The organism is Citrobacter sp. CK181, assembly GCF_030333595.1.
Classification (GTDB): domain Bacteria; phylum Pseudomonadota; class Gammaproteobacteria; order Enterobacterales; family Enterobacteriaceae; genus Citrobacter_B; species Citrobacter_B koseri.
In genome coordinates, this window is the sequence record NZ_JAOWFN010000006.1 from 325,902 (window position 1) to 343,036 (window position 17,135).

The 17,135-nt window shown below is 51.2% G+C and carries 9 protein-coding genes and 1 pseudogene; all 10 read left to right on the forward strand.

Features of this window, described 5'->3' with window-relative positions; all coding sequences use genetic code 11:
* Nucleotides 1–21: 21 nt before the first annotated feature.
* Nucleotides 22–273, forward strand: a complete 252-nt coding sequence (locus OGW17_RS02070; RefSeq protein ID WP_049128073.1) for a zinc ribbon domain-containing protein — start codon at nt 22–24, stop codon at nt 271–273.
* 47 nt (nt 274–320) lie between these two features.
* On the forward strand, nt 321–713 hold the full coding sequence (locus OGW17_RS02075) for a VOC family protein (protein ID WP_000493325.1): 393 nt from the start codon (nt 321–323) through the stop codon (nt 711–713).
* A 277-nt stretch (nt 714–990) separates the two neighbouring features.
* Nucleotides 991–1,178 (forward strand): annotated as a pseudogene (locus OGW17_RS02080) (DUF7828 domain-containing protein); the annotation flags it as partial.
* Between the two features lie 180 nt (nt 1,179–1,358).
* Nucleotides 1,359–1,724, forward strand: coding sequence for a 6-carboxytetrahydropterin synthase QueD (queD, locus tag OGW17_RS02085; protein ID WP_049128075.1), 366 nt, complete (start codon nt 1,359–1,361; stop codon nt 1,722–1,724).
* Between the two features lie 463 nt (nt 1,725–2,187).
* Nucleotides 2,188–5,295, forward strand: coding sequence for a protein DpdE (gene dpdE, locus OGW17_RS02090; protein ID WP_064383131.1), 3,108 nt, complete (start codon nt 2,188–2,190; stop codon nt 5,293–5,295).
* A complete protein-coding gene (gene dpdF / locus OGW17_RS02095; protein ID WP_049128078.1) occupies nt 5,295–7,775 on the forward strand; it encodes a protein DpdF in 2,481 nt (826 codons plus the stop codon). Before dpdE ends, dpdF begins: the two co-directional genes overlap by 1 nt.
* The gene (gene dpdG / locus OGW17_RS02100; RefSeq protein WP_047053969.1) at nt 7,762–8,637 is read left to right on the forward strand and encodes a protein DpdG; all 876 of its coding nucleotides are present in this window, start codon (nt 7,762–7,764) and stop codon (nt 8,635–8,637) included. The genes dpdF and dpdG overlap by 14 nt, the downstream gene beginning before the upstream one ends.
* Nucleotides 8,634–11,840 carry a protein DpdH gene (gene dpdH, locus OGW17_RS02105; protein WP_053266269.1) on the forward strand — a complete coding sequence of 1,069 codons (3,207 nt, stop codon included), beginning with the start codon at nt 8,634–8,636 and terminating at the stop codon, nt 11,838–11,840. Before dpdG ends, dpdH begins: the two co-directional genes overlap by 4 nt.
* Complete coding sequence (locus OGW17_RS02110; RefSeq protein WP_071257411.1) at nt 11,837–12,685, forward strand: hypothetical protein; 849 nt, start codon at nt 11,837–11,839, stop codon at nt 12,683–12,685. The genes dpdH and OGW17_RS02110 overlap by 4 nt, the downstream gene beginning before the upstream one ends.
* A 3-nt stretch (nt 12,686–12,688) precedes the next feature.
* Nucleotides 12,689–17,125: a protein DpdJ gene (dpdJ, locus tag OGW17_RS02115; RefSeq protein ID WP_071257408.1), complete on the forward strand. Its 4,437-nt coding sequence runs from the start codon at nt 12,689–12,691 to the stop codon at nt 17,123–17,125.
* The last annotated feature ends 10 nt before the right edge of the window (nt 17,126–17,135 follow it).

Below are 17,135 nucleotides of genomic sequence, written 5' to 3' on the forward strand. Positions count from 1 at the left end.
TATCACCATAAGGAGCATCATATGTCACAATATGAACAGTTCTGCCAGGCTTGCGGAATGCCTATGTCGGCACCCGATGCACACAGTGCCAGTGATCAATATTGTGCGTACTGCAGCGACAGCAACGGCAATCTCAAACCATGGGAAGAAGCGGTATCAGGTTTAGCCAGCTTCCTTGATTCCTGGCAAAAAGTCGGCCCGGAGGAAGCACATAAGCGTGCAAAACGTTATCTGACGGCAATGCCAGCCTGGGCTCATAAAGCGGACGAGTGATTTGAACTGATTATCTACACTCCCTCTGAATCTATTCAGGAGAGCCGATGTTTTCTTACATTATGCTTGGAACCAACGACCTGCCACACGCCATTACATTCTACGATCCGCTAATGGAGATGCTGGGGTATCCCCGTGGCGGCAGGAATGAGAACGTCGCATGGTGGGGCGTATTCAACGGTAATAACACGACGGCACTGGGTATCGGCAGACCTTTTGACAAACAGGATGCCACGACCGGAAATGGTGTGATGGTCGCCCTGATTGCGCGTTCTGCCGAACACATTCAGCAGCTTCACGCGCTCGCTTTAGACCACGGCGGCACGGACGAGGGAGGACCTGGCCTGCGCCCGCATTACGGCGAAGGTTTCTACAGCGCTTATGTTAGAGATCCCGATGGCAACAAGCTGGCTTTCGTCTATTACACCGCACAATCCTGAGTACGATAAATCGGGGGCCTCAGCGCCCCCACCTGAAACTAAACCGATCCCGCAAATTTCAGAGGAGCGTTGGACGAGTTGATAAATGCCGAGATGTCTGAATGTTTTACGCTTGAACTCCATAGTGTGCTAACCAAAGAACAGTAACGACACCCCACACAGGCTTACTTCGCCTCCTCCGATAAAACTTAGCTAATCCGCCATTCACACCCTGCCCGCGTAGCCCGTACAAGGACTGCTGACGCCTGCGTGTTATCTCGCAGCAAGGAACAATACAATGTACGCAAAATCTTTTATTGCTCTCGATGGTAACGGTCGCTTGACCAGTGCCCGTACTACACAGAGCGCCCCTTACGACAGGTATACCTATCACCTCTGCGTTAGTTCACTAAATACCATCCGGAACACGACACAGAACTCCCATGGCTTGAGCACTCCGACACTGACCTGACCAAAGGTGGTCAAGCCAGCGATAACATACAATTAATTAGCATACTTATGCTGCATGATGGGGTTGCGGTTACAACGGCCTATTTAGGCCTCGACTGGAACAATCTTACCAATACAATAATGTTAATAACCGGCTCAGAGCCTCTAGGAGTTTTTGCATATTGTTGTTACTGTATAACAAAAAATGAGGTCACTATGAAAACAACATTGTACAAAGATTTCACCTTCGAAGCCGCACACCGTCTCCCAAACGTTTCGGAAGGTCATAAATGTGGTCGCTTACATGGTCACTCTTTTGTAGTTCGCCTTGAAATCACCGGCGAGGTTGATCCTAACACCGGTTGGATTATCGACTTTGCTGAGTTGAAAGCGATTTTCAAACCTACTCTGGACCGACTGGATCACTACTACCTCAACGATATCCCTGGTCTGGAAAACCCGACCAGTGAAGTACTGGCGGAATGGGTCTGGCAACAGATTAAACCGCAGTTGCCACTCCTAAGCGCAGTGATAGTCAAAGAAACCTGCACGGCAGGTTGCATTTACCGGGGTGAATTATAATCAATCTAGTGACTGGTTGTTATTTCAACCAGTCACTCTTTTTGCTAGATGGCAACAGTCAATATCCCTTTTTCCAACCTATGTCACACTTCTAGTGTAGTTTATATCTTTCTTATATCAATATTAATGCTGATATTAAAATTTAGTTTTAATGGTAAACCATTTCATTATTACTTAACAATTAGGTTAGGAATGTATCTGGCTAATTTTGATAGGTTGAAAAGTGCCGATAAAAACCTAACAAATTGATATTATTTAGATTTACATAATATAAACCAACATCTCGTCAATCTTTTTTCCTTTTTCCCTTGTGTATGGGAGTGATCTCAGTATCCTGTTCATAATGTTCAAATTAAGCACTTATAAGCATGTCGCTCAGGCATAGCAAAGTCACACTTCTTAATCTATGTCTGGTTATTTTTAAGCCAATACAATTATAAAAAGCGATTCAAGGACTGTGAGGATGAACGTATTACCCATTGGGTCACTTGTTGTCTCTGAGCAATTTGAAGGCATAGGTAAAGTTGTCACCGTCGATAGTGATACAAATAACGCCACGGTCGCTTTTTTTGAGTCACCGACTCAACCTTATGCACGGCAAACGAATGTTCCTTTAGAACAACTCAGCCCGACAATCCCGCACGAAGAGGCGGTAATTTATTGCATTGAACCAAAAAGCCAACGATGGGCTAGAGCCCGATTTGGCGGTTCGCGCCCCAAAGGGGATTTTCTCGTCATCTTTCGCGAAGATGAAAGTACGACGCTGACAATCGACGAAATTTTTGTTCTGAACAAAGCGCCGGATACCCCAGTAAACCCTGCAGATTTCCTTGCCCACCAAGCTAATGACGCGCCGTTCTTTTTCCCTCACCGCCAAGCCTTTATTGAAACTTACATCCAACAACGTGCTGCCTGCCGGGCGATGGCATCTATTTCCAGTAGCGCCGTTGAACTTGAGCCCCACCAGTTGGCGGTGGTGCGCCGTGTGCTTCAGGATAAAAACCCTAAATATATTCTGGCCGATGAGGTTGGGCTGGGGAAAACCATCGAAGCTGGTATGGTCGTCCGTGAACACGCGTTAGAAACTACTGGCCACGTCAGCATGCTTATTGCAGTTCCTGCACCGCTCGTTAACCAGTGGCGGGAAGAACTGGGTGAACGCTTTCAACTGAAACAACTTATTATTGATGCCTCGTCAGCCCTCGCGGGTTTGCGACAAGATGAGGTCACAGAAGGCATCGTAATTTGTAGCTATTTTGATGCTTGCACCTTGATTGAACAGGGATTCCCACCTTCGCTTATCGTGGTCGATGAGGTTCACCAGATTGCCTCCTGGCCATGGTCAGGAGACAAAGATGAACGTTATTACTTCAACCTGATCGCTCAGGGTTGCCGGAAAGCCCACTACGTTCTGTTACTCACAGGGACACCTCTGCATGGACACGAAAGGAACTTCTTGTCAATGTTGCACTGTATCAATCCCGAAGCCTACCAAGTGGATGAAGCCCATCTGCGAGACTTTACCGAACTGGTCAAAAATCGTGAAAACCTCGGCGGGATCTTCTCGGGGTTAGTACCTTCCGTCTCAAACGTCAGCTTACGCCGTAATCTGGAAACACTGCAGCAGCAGTTCCCAGAAGATACTGTTCTGATGACACTCTGCCAGCAACTCATCCCGCTTATTGGGACGTTCTCCCCCAATACCCAGGAGCGTGAAGAAAGGATCCGGGATATTCGTCGGCACCTAGGGGAAAACTATCGCATTCATCATCGACTGTTGCGTAACCGCCGTCAGGTTTCACTCAGCTTCGATGAAACGAAAAACCTCAACCTAAACCTTCTGTTTCCAGGGCTAAATGGAGCAGCGGAGTGCCGCTGGTATTGCGATGGGTTAGCGTTAGACGAACTGATTGATGAGTATCGTTCCTTATCTTTACTACCGCAGAATACGCAGTGGGCAATGAGTGAAGACACGTACCTCTTCTGGATTGACGATCTCCTATCCAGCCCACTCTGCGTCATGCAACGCGCTAAAGTACATTTGGGTGAAGCGGAACGCACTCAGGAAGAACGAGATCTGTTAGAACACATTGTTTCAACTGCAAAAAATGAACTTCAGGCCATTGATAACAAGCTTGCCATCACCCTGAATGAGTGGCTGCAAAAGAATTCAACAGGAAAAGCCATCGTCTTTTGCGATCGTCCGGATCTTGCCCAGCACTTGGCAATAAAGCTCGAACTGCTGCTGGAGTACCCCCTGGAGCGCTATCAGCCGGGTCAACCCCTGATGTACCTGAAACCCGGCAGCCCCATTCGGATCCTGATCTGCGATAAAAGCGGCGAAGATGGTCTGAATCTCCATGGGGGTCTGCGACTGGCCGTTCACTACGGTTTACCGCGCTCTTGTAGCCGTATTGAACAGCGCCTTGGTCGTCTGAACAGGTACAGTGCAAACCTGAAAGGCGTAAAACCCGTCCAGAGTCTGATCCTGAAAAATCACGCCGACCGCGGATTACGCAACGTGTGGGCCAGTATTCTGAAAGACAGCATTGGCGTATTTAATAACACCATCGCCAGCCTCCAGTTCGTCCTCGACGATTATCTGGAAAATGCGTGGCAAAATGTCTACCAAGAAGGTCCGGTGGCCCTTGAACGTATTGCCAGCGAATTCCCTGGCGAACAGGGCATTCTGGCCAACGAAACGCATAAAATTAACATGCAGGAAAAGCTGCTGGCGATGGATGACGAGATTGCCGAGGCAGCGATTTTTGCGCAACAGATAAGCGCTGACGATCATCTTGCAGTAGCGCAGTGTAATGCGCTGACAAATTGGATCACGCGTGCACTGCGTTTTCGCGCCACCGGCACCGCAGAAAAAGGTATCAAGTTTCAGTTCGAACTCTCTGACCGCAGCACAGGGACGCTGGTCGATTTTAAAACCTTTCTCACCACCTGCATGCTCAGCTTCGATAAAGAAGGGGGTAACCCACCGTCAACGCATCTGATGAGCGCTGAACGCATTCCGGCGATCGACGGAACAACCGTTTATCCGCTGCGTTATGGGCAGCCATTTGTCGATACGATCTGGCAACTGTTAAACCAAGATGCCCGGGGCAGTTCCATGGCGGTACTGCGGGTGCTCCCAAAGCCATTGAATGAGCCCAATTACTTCTTCCAGTCTACCTGGCTTGTCACCCATCGCCAGACGCAGGACACCTACGCCCAACGCCGTATCGCAGACGAGTTGTACCCGCCGCGTATTGTGCAACACTGGCTGTCCTCTAAGGGTACACCGGTGACGAATCCGCAGTTGCTGGAACTGCTCAATAGCGAGTACGCCAAACATGAAACATCGCAGAAATTCTATGCAGATATGAATCTGCGCCCTAATCTCTGGCAAGAAATTGAAGAGCTTGTCTCACCGGACACCTGGAAAGAGATGGTGGAACGAGTCTATGCCAGTGACCGGGAACAACAACAGGCAACCTTCGGCGAACAAGCCAGACTCCAGTTAATGGCCGTCAAAGCCGTGGTGGTGTGCAGCAGAAATCTACTGGAGGAAATCGTCTGATGGAAGAGGAATGGTCACGCCTGCAGCAGGCGCTAACCACCTGTTTTAGTCAAGGGGTCACCTTTAAGGACGGTATCGAAAATCAGTTTCTGAACAGACTGATTCAGATCATCACCGATGCCTCGGCAGGTCATGGTGACATTTTTGCCGGCTACGCCGATGCGTTACGTGCCGCTCACGCAAGTGGTATTAGCGCGCCGTGGCTACCCCTGCCGCCGGAACTGACCGACGCTCCGGCGCCTGAGTGGGGCATGACAAAGTCGCCTGCCGCGCAACAAATTCAACTGGCTGAAGAGGCGGACCTGGCGCTGACCAGAGCCACCTATCAGCGTAAGATCCGCAGGAACTTGCTGCGCCCCGAGACCGATCCGGCACTGAAGCGCCTGTTACCCGAGGAGCCCTGGCTGACTCACTATCAGGGATTCGGTCAACAGGCCGCCATCCGGACGCTGCTAACGTCTGATAATAACTGTACATTGCTGGTGAATCTGCCCACCAGTTGCGGTAAAAGTCTGCTCACCCAACTCCAGGCGCTCAGCGCACCGACAAACACCCTCACGCTGGTGATCGTCCCCACCGTCGCCCTCGCAATTGAGCAGGCTGACGACATGCAAAAACTGCTTCGCGGCACCGACCAAGATCATGGTGGAAGTTATGCTTGGATCGGAGGACAAGATCAGCCCTCGCGTCAGGCAATTAAGGAAAGAATCAAAGCGGGGACACAGCGTGTGCTCTTCTGTTCCCCGGAATCCGTTCGCTCTTCTTTGGTTCCGGTGCTGTTTGAGCTTTCCAGACTGAATATGATTGGCGCGATCGTCATCGACGAAGCGCATTTGATCGATCAATGGGGCGCAGAGTTCCGCCCTGACTTTCAGCTGATTGCCCCTATGATTCGCTCACTGAAAGCCCTAGGAAAATGCCGTTTTCGTACGCTGCTGCTTTCGGCGACTTACAGCAAAAGCACCCGGGACATTCTGGTCGAGCAGTTCCATGATGAAAACAGCGAACTGATTGAAGTGTCAGCTAATTTCCTACGCCCGGAGCCGGAATATTTTGTGCATCATGAGGCAAATGAAAACGCGCATCGTCAGCGGGTCGAACAGCTTCTGATGACCTTACCCCGCCCGCTGATTTTGTATTGCACTACCCGCACAGATGCGGAAATGTGGTCTGCCCGTCTGAACGAACTGGGCTACTGGCGAACCGGCATGTTCCACGGTCAAATTGACACAAACAATCGCAAGAAATTGATTTCAAAATGGAAAAATGACCAGCTCGATATCATGGTCGCTACCTCTGCCTTTGGGGTAGGGATGAATAAAAAGGAAATCCGCAGCATCATTCATGCTGCCATTCCGGAAAATATCGACCGCTATTACCAGGACTGCGGGCGTGCTGGGCGTGACGGCAGATCCTGCCAGGTGCATCTGGTATGGCATAAGGCGCAAATGAAAACGGCAAAATCGCTGGCCGTTGAGACGCTGATTGGCGTAGAAAAAGGTTTTGCCCGCTGGAAAGCAATGTTTGACGATCGTAAGAAAAGCCCGATCGCTGACTACATGATTTCACTGAACACCAAGCCCGTTCATATTGATCACCAAGGCGATAAAAACGAAGCCTGGAACCGTCGGACATTGCTGTTAATGCAAAGAGCCGGACTCATCAAACTGGTCTTTGCTGATCCGAAAATTCCTGACGACCTGCGAGATAATCTGGATGACAACAACACGCAACTGATTGAATGGTTCGAAAGCTACTATAACCACGTTCATATCCGTCACTGTGACGATGCGCATTATTCAGAAGCGCACTGGAACACCCATGTGGAGAAGATCCGCCAGTCCGAGTTGAATAACCGCCGGGCAGCCTTTACGGTAATGGAAATGTGGTTGGAGGATCCTGGCAAACCACTGTGTAAAATTCTGCAGAAATTCTATGAATATCAGAGCCATCCTCCCGAGTTAACCTGTGGAGGTTGTCCGGGATGTCGTCAGAAAGGGAAAGGAGCGTTTTCGCCCACCGTGGGCACAGATGTACAAATTTTACGCTCCGAGCCGAAGAAAAAAGCACTCTTCGTAGGTGCGGAAAAGAAAGTTTATTACAACGAAAATATGAAGTTACATTCGTTGTTGATGGAACTTCGTGTGACGTTGCGGTCGCTGATCACCTCTGGCGAATACGTGTTTATTCGTGCAGACAGGCCAGTGTTCCTGCAACTAGAGAACAACCTGGATTCGCTTTCGCATTTCTGGAGCGCACAGAAAATGACAGCACCTGCATCGGATGGACCAGAGATCGTGATCATCCCTAACACGGCCAATGCGTTCCCAGACCTACCCATGACGCGCTTTGAGCGAATTATTATTGCACCTGAGCATCTCGCCGATCCTCAGTTCCCACATCGAACATGGTGTGCAAGCGCCGCTAATGCGCTGTCGCTGGACACTTTTATCAGGCAACTACAACATGTCAATAATTAACAACGCAAACCCAGGAAGCGGCCTGATACTGCTTCCTTTGATTGAACGCGTTCTGCAAAGCGCACAGGAACCGTTGTCTCAGGACACGCTGCTCGCCCGCTATCGTCCTGATAACCTGCCCACTAACGATAACGCATGGGGAAAATTAAAAGAGAACCTGAGCTTCTGGTGCAATCTGGGACTCTGGCCGATGCTCGACGGAAAGATGTTACCGCTTGAAGCAGGTGTGCGTCCGTTGGCGCATCGGTTGCTTGCCTGTACGATTGATGCTTGTCGTGAAAACGGCGTTGCCAGTGGGAATGAATGCGAACCGCTGTGGCGGGTACTGAGTTGCCTGTTGAGCCTTCAGCAACACTCGCTCGGGGGCCTGGAACCTCTCTCCCCTACGATCATCACCAACAAAGTGCATAAATGGTTACCCGGCGAAACCATCAATACCAACACCGAAAAACTAGTGAGAGAATTTGGTCGTTTTCTCGGTTTTCTCGAGTTAATGCCGGACGGAAATTATGTCACCGACCCTACCCGGGCCATTCAATATTTTCTGCCGGAGATCTTTGACGATACGCGTACCCTTCCCGCCAAAATCTTTATGGCAAACATGGCGGAGGTCATGCCAATGATGGACGGGGGCCAGTTCAGAAACTCCGTTCATGACGTGATGCAGCAGGAAAAAGACTGGGTCGCGCCGGAAGGTGACAATATCTGCACCAGCACATCCGTTGCGCTGCAACGACTTGAAATCAGTAAGCGCATTATCCTCGCCATCGGCAGTGATGATAAAGACGCCTTATCACTCCACTTACCTGGCGGTAAAATTCGCCGGGTTAGCCAAATCACGCTAAGGGAGGATGCAGAATGAGCATGATGGAGTACTGGCCATCCAGGAAAAATATCGTCCAATGCATTCGCAATGAAGCAGAAGAATTAGAGGATCATGTGCTTCTGGCCGTGCATGAACCGATGCTACTGACCCGACGCGACGTCAATGAAAATCATAAAATATTACGTGACGAAGACCTGTTCCAGCAGTTACTTCATACGGAGCGCGCCATCCCACTGATTGGCCGCTCGGGGATGGGGAAATCACATCTGGTGCGCTGGTTAGACTGCCGGTTCAACATGTACCTGGCGGAAAACGACCAGAGCGAGCAATGGGAAATTGTCCGGATACCCAAAAACTCCAGTCTACGACAGGTGCTTTTACGCATCCTGAAAAACTTGACGGGGGAATTTTTCGACAACGCACGCATGCGCGTTAATGAAGTAACAGAACAGTATCCGGCGAAAGATCTGGCAGATCTACTGTTGACCATGATGGCCCATCAGTTGCAGGACATGCAAAAAGCGGTCATGGAAGAAGGTCAAACGCTGCTGGCACAAGGTAAAGACATTCCAGCAGACCGACTCGCCTATATGGAAGCCATCATTGAAGAGGTGGAAAACGGTATCTGTGATCTGATCACCGACCCCAACTTCAAACAGAATCTTCTGAAGCCGGGCCACTGTATTTTCAAACTTGCCAGTCGGATGAGTAGTGGTCTGGAAGAAGGAGAAGAAGATCATGATAAATATGAACTTCTTCCGGAAGATCTCTATTTTGTCTTTGAGCCTGACGATCTGTCCGCGCGTGCACGCCGCTATCTTAACCATTCTCAACTGCATGAGTCAGACCAAGTGGAGGCGCGTACCCGTGCAGCGCGCGTGCTCAATGAAGCCATGCATACCTCGCTGAAATCACTCTTCAAGCGCCTGTTCACCTTCAATGGAGGATCTTTTCAGGAGCTTTTTCAGGAAATCCGCAAGGAGTTTCTGCGACTTAATCGCCGTCTGGTGATTCTGGTAGAAGATATGGCGGCGATCTCCGCCATTGAAGATGTCCTGATCGACAGCCTGATCGAAGAAGCGGCACCTGGCGGCGTGCAAATTCTCTGCCCTGTCCACTCAGTGATTGCAGTCACCGACAATTATCCCGGCTATAAACGCCGCCAGGAAACGTTAATCACGCGTGCTGGCTACGAGTGGGTCATCGAGAACGTCGATAAAGACAATAACGAAGATCGTATTGTCTCGCTCTGTGGTCGCTATCTGAACGCCGCACGCTTTGGATCAGAGGAGTTAAAAAACAGTCCTGAGCAAGGTAAGCCCCAGTGGCCACCTGTCTGGCACAGTGATGAGATCCCCAATGCACTAGAAGATTTTGGTTATTCTGCCAATAAGAAATTCCCGCTCTTCCCGTATAACCGCAATGCCATTTTGGCATTGGCGGATAAGCATTGCCGCGACAGCAGCGGCGAGTTGATTTTTAACCCGCGTACAATCATTAACCGCATCCTGTTAGATATTCTGCGCGATTGCAGAATAGAAGCGGAAAAAACACAGTTCCCGCCAGCAAATTTCGCTGGAATTCATGCCGTTCCCGAGATCGAAGACAAGATTTCACAGATAGTTGTCAACCGGGTTGGCAGTTCGGTGACGCTTGCCGCCATCTGGGGATATGGCATTGATTCATTTGATGAACTACGCGAAAAACTGCCGGGCAGCGTTGCGAGTGCCTTTGGCCTCGATGAACTAGCAGCGCAACTGAATGGCAAAGGTCCCACCATGGAGTCGGCGGAACCAGCAACAAAGAACGCACACGAAACGGCGGGCAAAACAGGCAGTACGCCGGCGGGTAAAAAGATTGACAATCCGGAATTCAAACCGAAAGAAGAGGCAAAATACACTGCCAAATCCGAACTACCCTTTATCAGGGCGGTCCGTGCATGGGTGAATGACAATGTCATTCTGCCGCAGGATGTTGCCCGTGATTTGCGTGCGGCACTGAACGCCTGTTATGAAATTCATGCACAGCCAGAGTTGTTCGGTATGTCTTCTCGGCCACCGCTGAAAGAAGGTCGTTTTACGTTGATTTCACTGCCAAAAGCGGCGTCTGACCCCTCAAGCATTATTACGAACTTTTACTCTGAGCAGGACCTGACCGATCCTTCCCGACGGGTAGATGTGTATAACGCTGCGGTAGCCCTGTTACGTATCCAGTATTACGCCGGTTTAAAGCAAGGCTTTAATTATCCAGAGGCGCAGGAAGACTACACTCGCTATCAAAACTTCATCCAGTGGTGGGTGCCGCAGGCTACGGAAAGCGCCATTAATCACTTCCGGGCGCGTAACTTACAGGATGCGCTTAAAAAGCATCTGCAAAAAGCTCTGCTGCTTGGCCTGGTGACGGGTAAAGAAGAACCGGCGGAGATCGTCAATACCCTATGCCTCACCCAGAAAGGTGTCGGGAGAACCGAAGGGAAAAGTACCGGTCGAACGCTGACGACCTCTCCTTCCGAGATCTGTTTCAGAGGGATTGAGGCGACCCTGCATCCGCACGCCAGCGCCAGAGTCGCCGAAGCCAGGGCGCAGGCGCTCGTAGGATGGGATGATGCCAGAAAAGCGTGGCTTGAACAGGTTGCCATCACTGAGCAAGGCTCAGGCTTGGGCAGCAGTCGTGCGCTGGATGCCGATGTAATATATTCCGCGCTGAAAACAGTGTTAAAACAGCCGCTTGGTGCGGAAATTGAACGTGCGGCGCTCTCCGTCAAACAGGAACTTGCCAGCACGCTAAAAAATGTTCATCTCTTTGCCAACATTAAAGATAGCGACGATTTCCTCAGCCAACTGAACGACTGGCAGACGTTTATTGAGACTGTGCGGACCGAGCACTATCCCACAGGCAGCGCTCAGTACAAACCATCTTCGTGGCTGCTGGGTGAAATTGAAGCCCTCAGAACCGACGCCGAGGAGAGTCTGGCGACTTTAATTGCGTTACTTTCCATTGAAAAACAGAAAGATAGTGCGAAATTGTGGCTGGAGATCTGTCGACTTGACGGTGACTACGTTTCAAGAATCAGCAGCGTACTTGCGCAATGGCAACTGGTACAACCCAAGATCGCGTTCACACTCCAGCAGATGAACGCCAAAGGGGATATCCAGCAACTGACTCTTGCTCTGAATAAAGTGAATGACCGTCTGAAAACACTTGTGAGCGATATCATCGCCTCTGGAGCCGATCAATGACCACCTTGCGCCAACAACTGGCTGAAATGCAAAAAGAACTCGATCTTAGCGTTCAGGCTGGTAAGGCCTCACAAATCATCGATAAATGTAATCTGGTGTGCAGCAAAACTAACACCATTGCCGATAAGTTTGCATTGCTTAAACAGCAATATCCAGCCCAGCAACAACTCCCGCGGGGCATTGCGGTTACCTGGAATGACGAGCAGCGTAGCGAACTGATCGCTGCCGCGAACAGCGTCAAAAGTCTCAAGTTACAGTGGGGACGCTGGCTGAAAAACCAGTCGGTAAACAATCCCGACGAGGAAGAAAACCTTGTAGATCAGGAAGAGTCGCCACAGAACTCTCTAGATGAGACGCTGGCCGCTTCAGAGGAACCTACCGCTTACGACATCATCCAGAATGATTCCTTGACCCATTGCGTCAGCCAACTCGGCACCCTACACAAGGACCTGAGCAAAGAACTAAAAGATGCCTGGGATGCATGGTTGGAAGAGTTACATCAGCAGGTTCATGTCGATGACAAGACACTGAATTTCCAAAAAAATGCGAACAAATTTGACGATATCGCCTCCGACTATGAGCGTCGACGTCAGGATTTCGAAAACTTAACGCAGTGCCAACCAGTTAGCGGTGAAAAGATTCACCAAATCAAAGCGCTCGCCGAAAAACTGTATTCCCTGCGCGGCATGATGAAAACAGACTGGCCTGACGTGGTGCAAGCATTTTTCAATAGCATTAATGGCCCGCAGAGTCTCCGCCCGACGTTAAGTGCCCTGACGCCCGAGGTGCTTGAGTGGTTAAGGGATGAAGAGATGCTGGATGAGTTCGTGATCACAAGGAAATAGTTTATGTCTACGGCTGATTTGTCCCACTTGCACCAGGCGCTGGACCTGCTCGAAGAGCGGGAAGCGGAACTGCTGGTCTGGGGGGATACGGATGGCGCATTTACCCATGCCGATATCATCTCACTCTTTACCCGGCACCTGCCCTACGAAGATGCAGAGTCGTTACTGGCAGAACTGCAGAATGCTGCCATGCTCTTCAGCGTCCCGACCAGCAAAGGGGGGACGCGCTACCGCACGCGTATGGCGGAATCGGTCTACCTGTTCCGCCACCAGCGTCAATGGTTCCGCGATCAACCGCTTCAGCGAGCCCGGACGCTTGTCGCCGACTACCGTTTCGTCCGTCGCCCGCGCAACTATCCGAAGCGGGAACTTCCGGCGCAAACAGTGCTGAGCAAATGGGTCGACGTCCCGTGGATGAACGAGATTAAACGCAAGGCGCTTTCCCGACTGATCGGCGACTTTTCCATTGCCGGCTTTCAGGAACGCTCAACCGAACGTATTTTGCGCGCCTGGCACTTTCATAGTCATCATGCTCACGCGAAAGAAGCCACCGGGACCATTGTCTGTGCCGGTACGGGGAGTGGTAAAACGCTGGCGTTCTATCTCCCGGCACTCACCTCGCTCCTCAATGATATTCAGCGCGACAACGCACAGCGGGTCAGGACGCTGGCACTGTATCCGCGTAAAGAACTGCTTAAAGATCAGTTCATGGAAACCTGGGGCAAATGTCGTGAACTCGACAGTCAGGCCCTAGCACTGGCAGGACGCAAGATCCGTATTGGTTCTTTTTTCGGTGACACCCCGTTCAACCATCAATACGCAACGAAAGATAAAGACAAGGATATGCCCTTTGATTTACTCCGTTGCACCACGCCGAAATGTCCGGGGCAAATGCACTGGAAAGCAGAAGATATCAAAGCGAAAAGAGAGATTCTTCGTTGTAGCCACTGCGATCACAGCGTAGACAGTGACGAAGTGATCCTAACCCGCGTCTCGCTGATGAAAAAACCGCCTGACATCCTGTTTACTACCACCGAAATGCTCAATCAGCACCTCGGGAATAACCAAACGAATCACCTATTTGGCGTTGGCATCGGCGTAACACCGCCGCCGGTAGTCCTGCTGGATGAAGTACACACCTATGTGGGGAATACCGGTGCGCAGACAGCCTATCTGCTGCGACGCTGGATGCAACTTGCACGCAACCGCCCCCATTTTGTCGGGCTGTCGGCAACGCTAAGTGACGCCGAACGTTTCTTCGCCGATCTGGTAGGCGCGCATAAAAAACATGTGGCTTTTATCGAACCGAAGATCCACGAAATGGAAGATGAAGGGGCTGAATATCTGCTGGCATTACGCGGTGATCCGGTCTCGCAAACCGCCCTGCTGTCTACTACTATCCAGACCAGCATGCTCGCCCGGCGTATTCTGGATACGAAAAGGAAAAAATCACGCGGGACATGGGGGCAAAAAACCTTCGTCTTCACCGACGATCTGGATATCAATAACCGACTTTATCATCAACTGTGTGACGCCGAAGGCTGGCGGTCACGTGGTCAAAACTTATACGTTGCGAAACCGCCGCTGGCCGCTCAGCGTCTGGAAACACCGCAAAACAGCCATACGCTGACTCTGGCAGGACAGAACTGGCGTATCGCGCAGGATATTGGTCACCCACTTGACGAAAATGACCGGGCCATCGTTGCCCGAACGTCCAGTCAGGACGTCGGGGTCGATCCTAGAGCGGAAGTGGTAATTGCAACCGCGTCGCTGGAGGTGGGCTTTAACGACCCCTCAGTTGGCATGGTTATTCAGCATAAAGCGCCACGTAACGTTGCCTCCTATTTGCAGCGTAAAGGGCGTGCCGGTCGTTCAAGAACTATGCGTCCGTGGATGGTCGCAGTCCTGTCCGAATTTGGCCGCGACCGCGTCGTTTATCAACGCTATGAAGAGCTCATTAATCCAGAGATAAAAGGACAGTCGTTGCCGATGGGCAACATTCATATCCAGAAAATGCAGGCGGCAATGGCGACACTTGACTGGCTGAGCATGAAGATCCCCGGAAGTAATATCTGGTCATTGCTGAATAAACCGCAGACAAAGCGAGAGTCTCTTGACCATCTTGATCGTATGTTCCACCTGATTACCGCCGTGATCGAACAACATGCATGGCAGCAGGAGTTGGAAAAGTATCTGTTCTACGCGCTGCGCATCACTGACGAGCAACTTCAGCGTGTACTGTGGTCGCCGCCCCGTTCGATCATGATGGAGTTGCTGCCGACATTAAAACGACAACTCACCACCCAATGGTCGCGGATGGGCCAACCGGAGGCAGACCGTTCGACGGGACGTTCCCCGCTGCCGGCCTTTATTCCTTCAGCGCTATTCAGTGAACTCAATCTGCCGGAACTGGAGATCCATCTCGAGCGGAAGTTCAAGAAACGTGAACATTTGCCCTTTATTCAGGGTCTGAAAGAGTTTGCGCCGGGGCGCATTTCCAAGCGCTATGCCGTTTACTCCGACAATGAAGCAGACTGGCTTATCCCGAACAACTTTGTTCCGGCGATGAATTGCGTTTCGGATGTTGATTTTGAAATTGAGCAGGCTTTCGGCGATACCTGGCAGCCCGAGTGTATCATTGAGTATGAAGGTCAGCCTCCTATTAGGGTCATTCGCCCGATGCAGGTGCTTACGCGCGCGCTGCGATTCGAGCAAAATCTCACCGAGAAAAGCAACTCGCAACTGTACTGGCATACCCGGTTTAACCCAGACGATCAGGCCGATCCGCTCCCCATTCCTGCCGGCCCGTGGACGGACACCCTCCGCTCCATTACGTTCTTTACCCACCAGAACATGACACCTCTCGACGTCACGCGTTACGCCACCCACGCAACAGCCTCATTACGCAATAAAACCAAGCAACAGGCGCATGTGAACTTCAGGTGGGTCGACAATGGCGAGCCTGTCGGGGTTGGCGTGCGGCAGTGGGTGGATGGCGCCCGGCTCAGATTTACGCTGCCGCCCACTCTGCTGCAACGCCTCCGGCATGACCCGGCCATTCAGCGCGCACTGCGAACGCTCTATTTCCAGCATCGGATCAAACATGAACCACGCTTCGAATATGACACGTTCACCGCTGACTGGATCTACGAGTGCTACCTAGCGGCGGTTACGCGGGAATTGGCCACACAGTCGTCTCTGGCAGACTCTATCGCGGAATTAAAAACCCCGGACGGCCGACGTCGACTGACTGATATCGCGGACACACTCTTCCAGGCAGAGAATATCTTTGAAAATAGCGAGGATGGTGAAGACGACGCCGAAAGCCAGGAACTGCAGCAACATTTGCGCAACCTGTTTAAAGAGACCGACATTCTGGAAATGGTGGACAGGCACAGCGCGATCCTGACTCAGGATCTCAGTGATGATGTCGATTTTCAGGACTGGCTACAGCATCTGCTGACAACGACCCTTGCCGGAGCGGTCAAACAAACCAGCCACCTGTTGCTGCCGGATGTCGATGAACGCGGTCTGGTGGTGGATACCGAACTCAACGACGAAGTACTGGACATCTGGCTGACCGAATCAGAACCCGGCGGCTGTGGCATCATTACCCGTCTGGAAGACGTTTTTCATCAGGATCCGGTCTCCGTACTGAATCTGTTTATGCGTAGTTTTGCCGCCAGCGATTACGAGCAGATCGACTACGACCTGTTCGAAATGCTTTCGCGGCTCCCCTCTTCCAGCGAGCTCCAGGAGGCCTTAAATGCGATACGTAAGGCCAGCAGCCATCCGCAGCGCCGTGAGGCTAACGCCCACCTCAGAGCGCTGTTGAAGGCGCAGGGATTTGCACTCAGTCACAGTTTTATGTCGGTGCTGCACACACGGGTACTACGTCCGGGCAGCCAGGCATCACATGATGCGCAGATGCTTGCATATCTCAACGCATGGCGGGAACTGGAAGACAAAGCCGGATACGAAATCGCTCTGAATATTTTTGCCCATACCCAAGCGACGCAAGAACTGCCTGACGCCAGTGTGATTAAAGTTTTTGAGCGCTTTTGCAAAATTCAGGGAATGCTCTGGCAGCGCGGCAATGCCATCCGTCAGTCGGTTCTCAGCTATTACAATCCGTTTAAGTCCGGTAACAACCTGACTGAACGACTGCTGCTAAGCTCACTGTTTCAACAGACGGCGTGCAGCATCAGCATCAGCGAGAACGACTGGTTAGCGCAGTTACATCAAGCCATTACCCAACACGGCTTTGCAGAACTGCATATCCCGCGCGAGGCCCGCCATCGTATTGTGGAAGTGATCTCTCTGGTGCAGGTGACCCCGATTGAGTACTTTGGTTTGCATCTTTATCCCCGCGAATCCGCCGTGGATTATCAGGATGGCAATCTAGTGTTACGTATTGAACTGGCCGAAGCGCTGCTGTAAGGAACGCAGA

Coding starts and splice junctions, on each gene's coding strand:
- dpdH (WP_053266269.1), top strand. CDS start 8,634: ATGAGCATGATGGAGTACTGGCCATCCAGGAAAAATATCGTCCAATGC.
- dpdJ (WP_071257408.1), top strand. CDS start 12,689: ATGTCTACGGCTGATTTGTCCCACTTGCACCAGGCGCTGGACCTGCTC.
- dpdF (WP_049128078.1), top strand. CDS start 5,295: ATGGAAGAGGAATGGTCACGCCTGCAGCAGGCGCTAACCACCTGTTTT.
- OGW17_RS02070 (WP_049128073.1), top strand. CDS start 22: ATGTCACAATATGAACAGTTCTGCCAGGCTTGCGGAATGCCTATGTCG.
- OGW17_RS02075 (WP_000493325.1), top strand. CDS start 321: ATGTTTTCTTACATTATGCTTGGAACCAACGACCTGCCACACGCCATT.
- dpdG (WP_047053969.1), top strand. CDS start 7,762: ATGTCAATAATTAACAACGCAAACCCAGGAAGCGGCCTGATACTGCTT.
- dpdE (WP_064383131.1), top strand. CDS start 2,188: ATGAACGTATTACCCATTGGGTCACTTGTTGTCTCTGAGCAATTTGAA.
- queD (WP_049128075.1), top strand. CDS start 1,359: ATGAAAACAACATTGTACAAAGATTTCACCTTCGAAGCCGCACACCGT.
- OGW17_RS02110 (WP_071257411.1), top strand. CDS start 11,837: ATGACCACCTTGCGCCAACAACTGGCTGAAATGCAAAAAGAACTCGAT.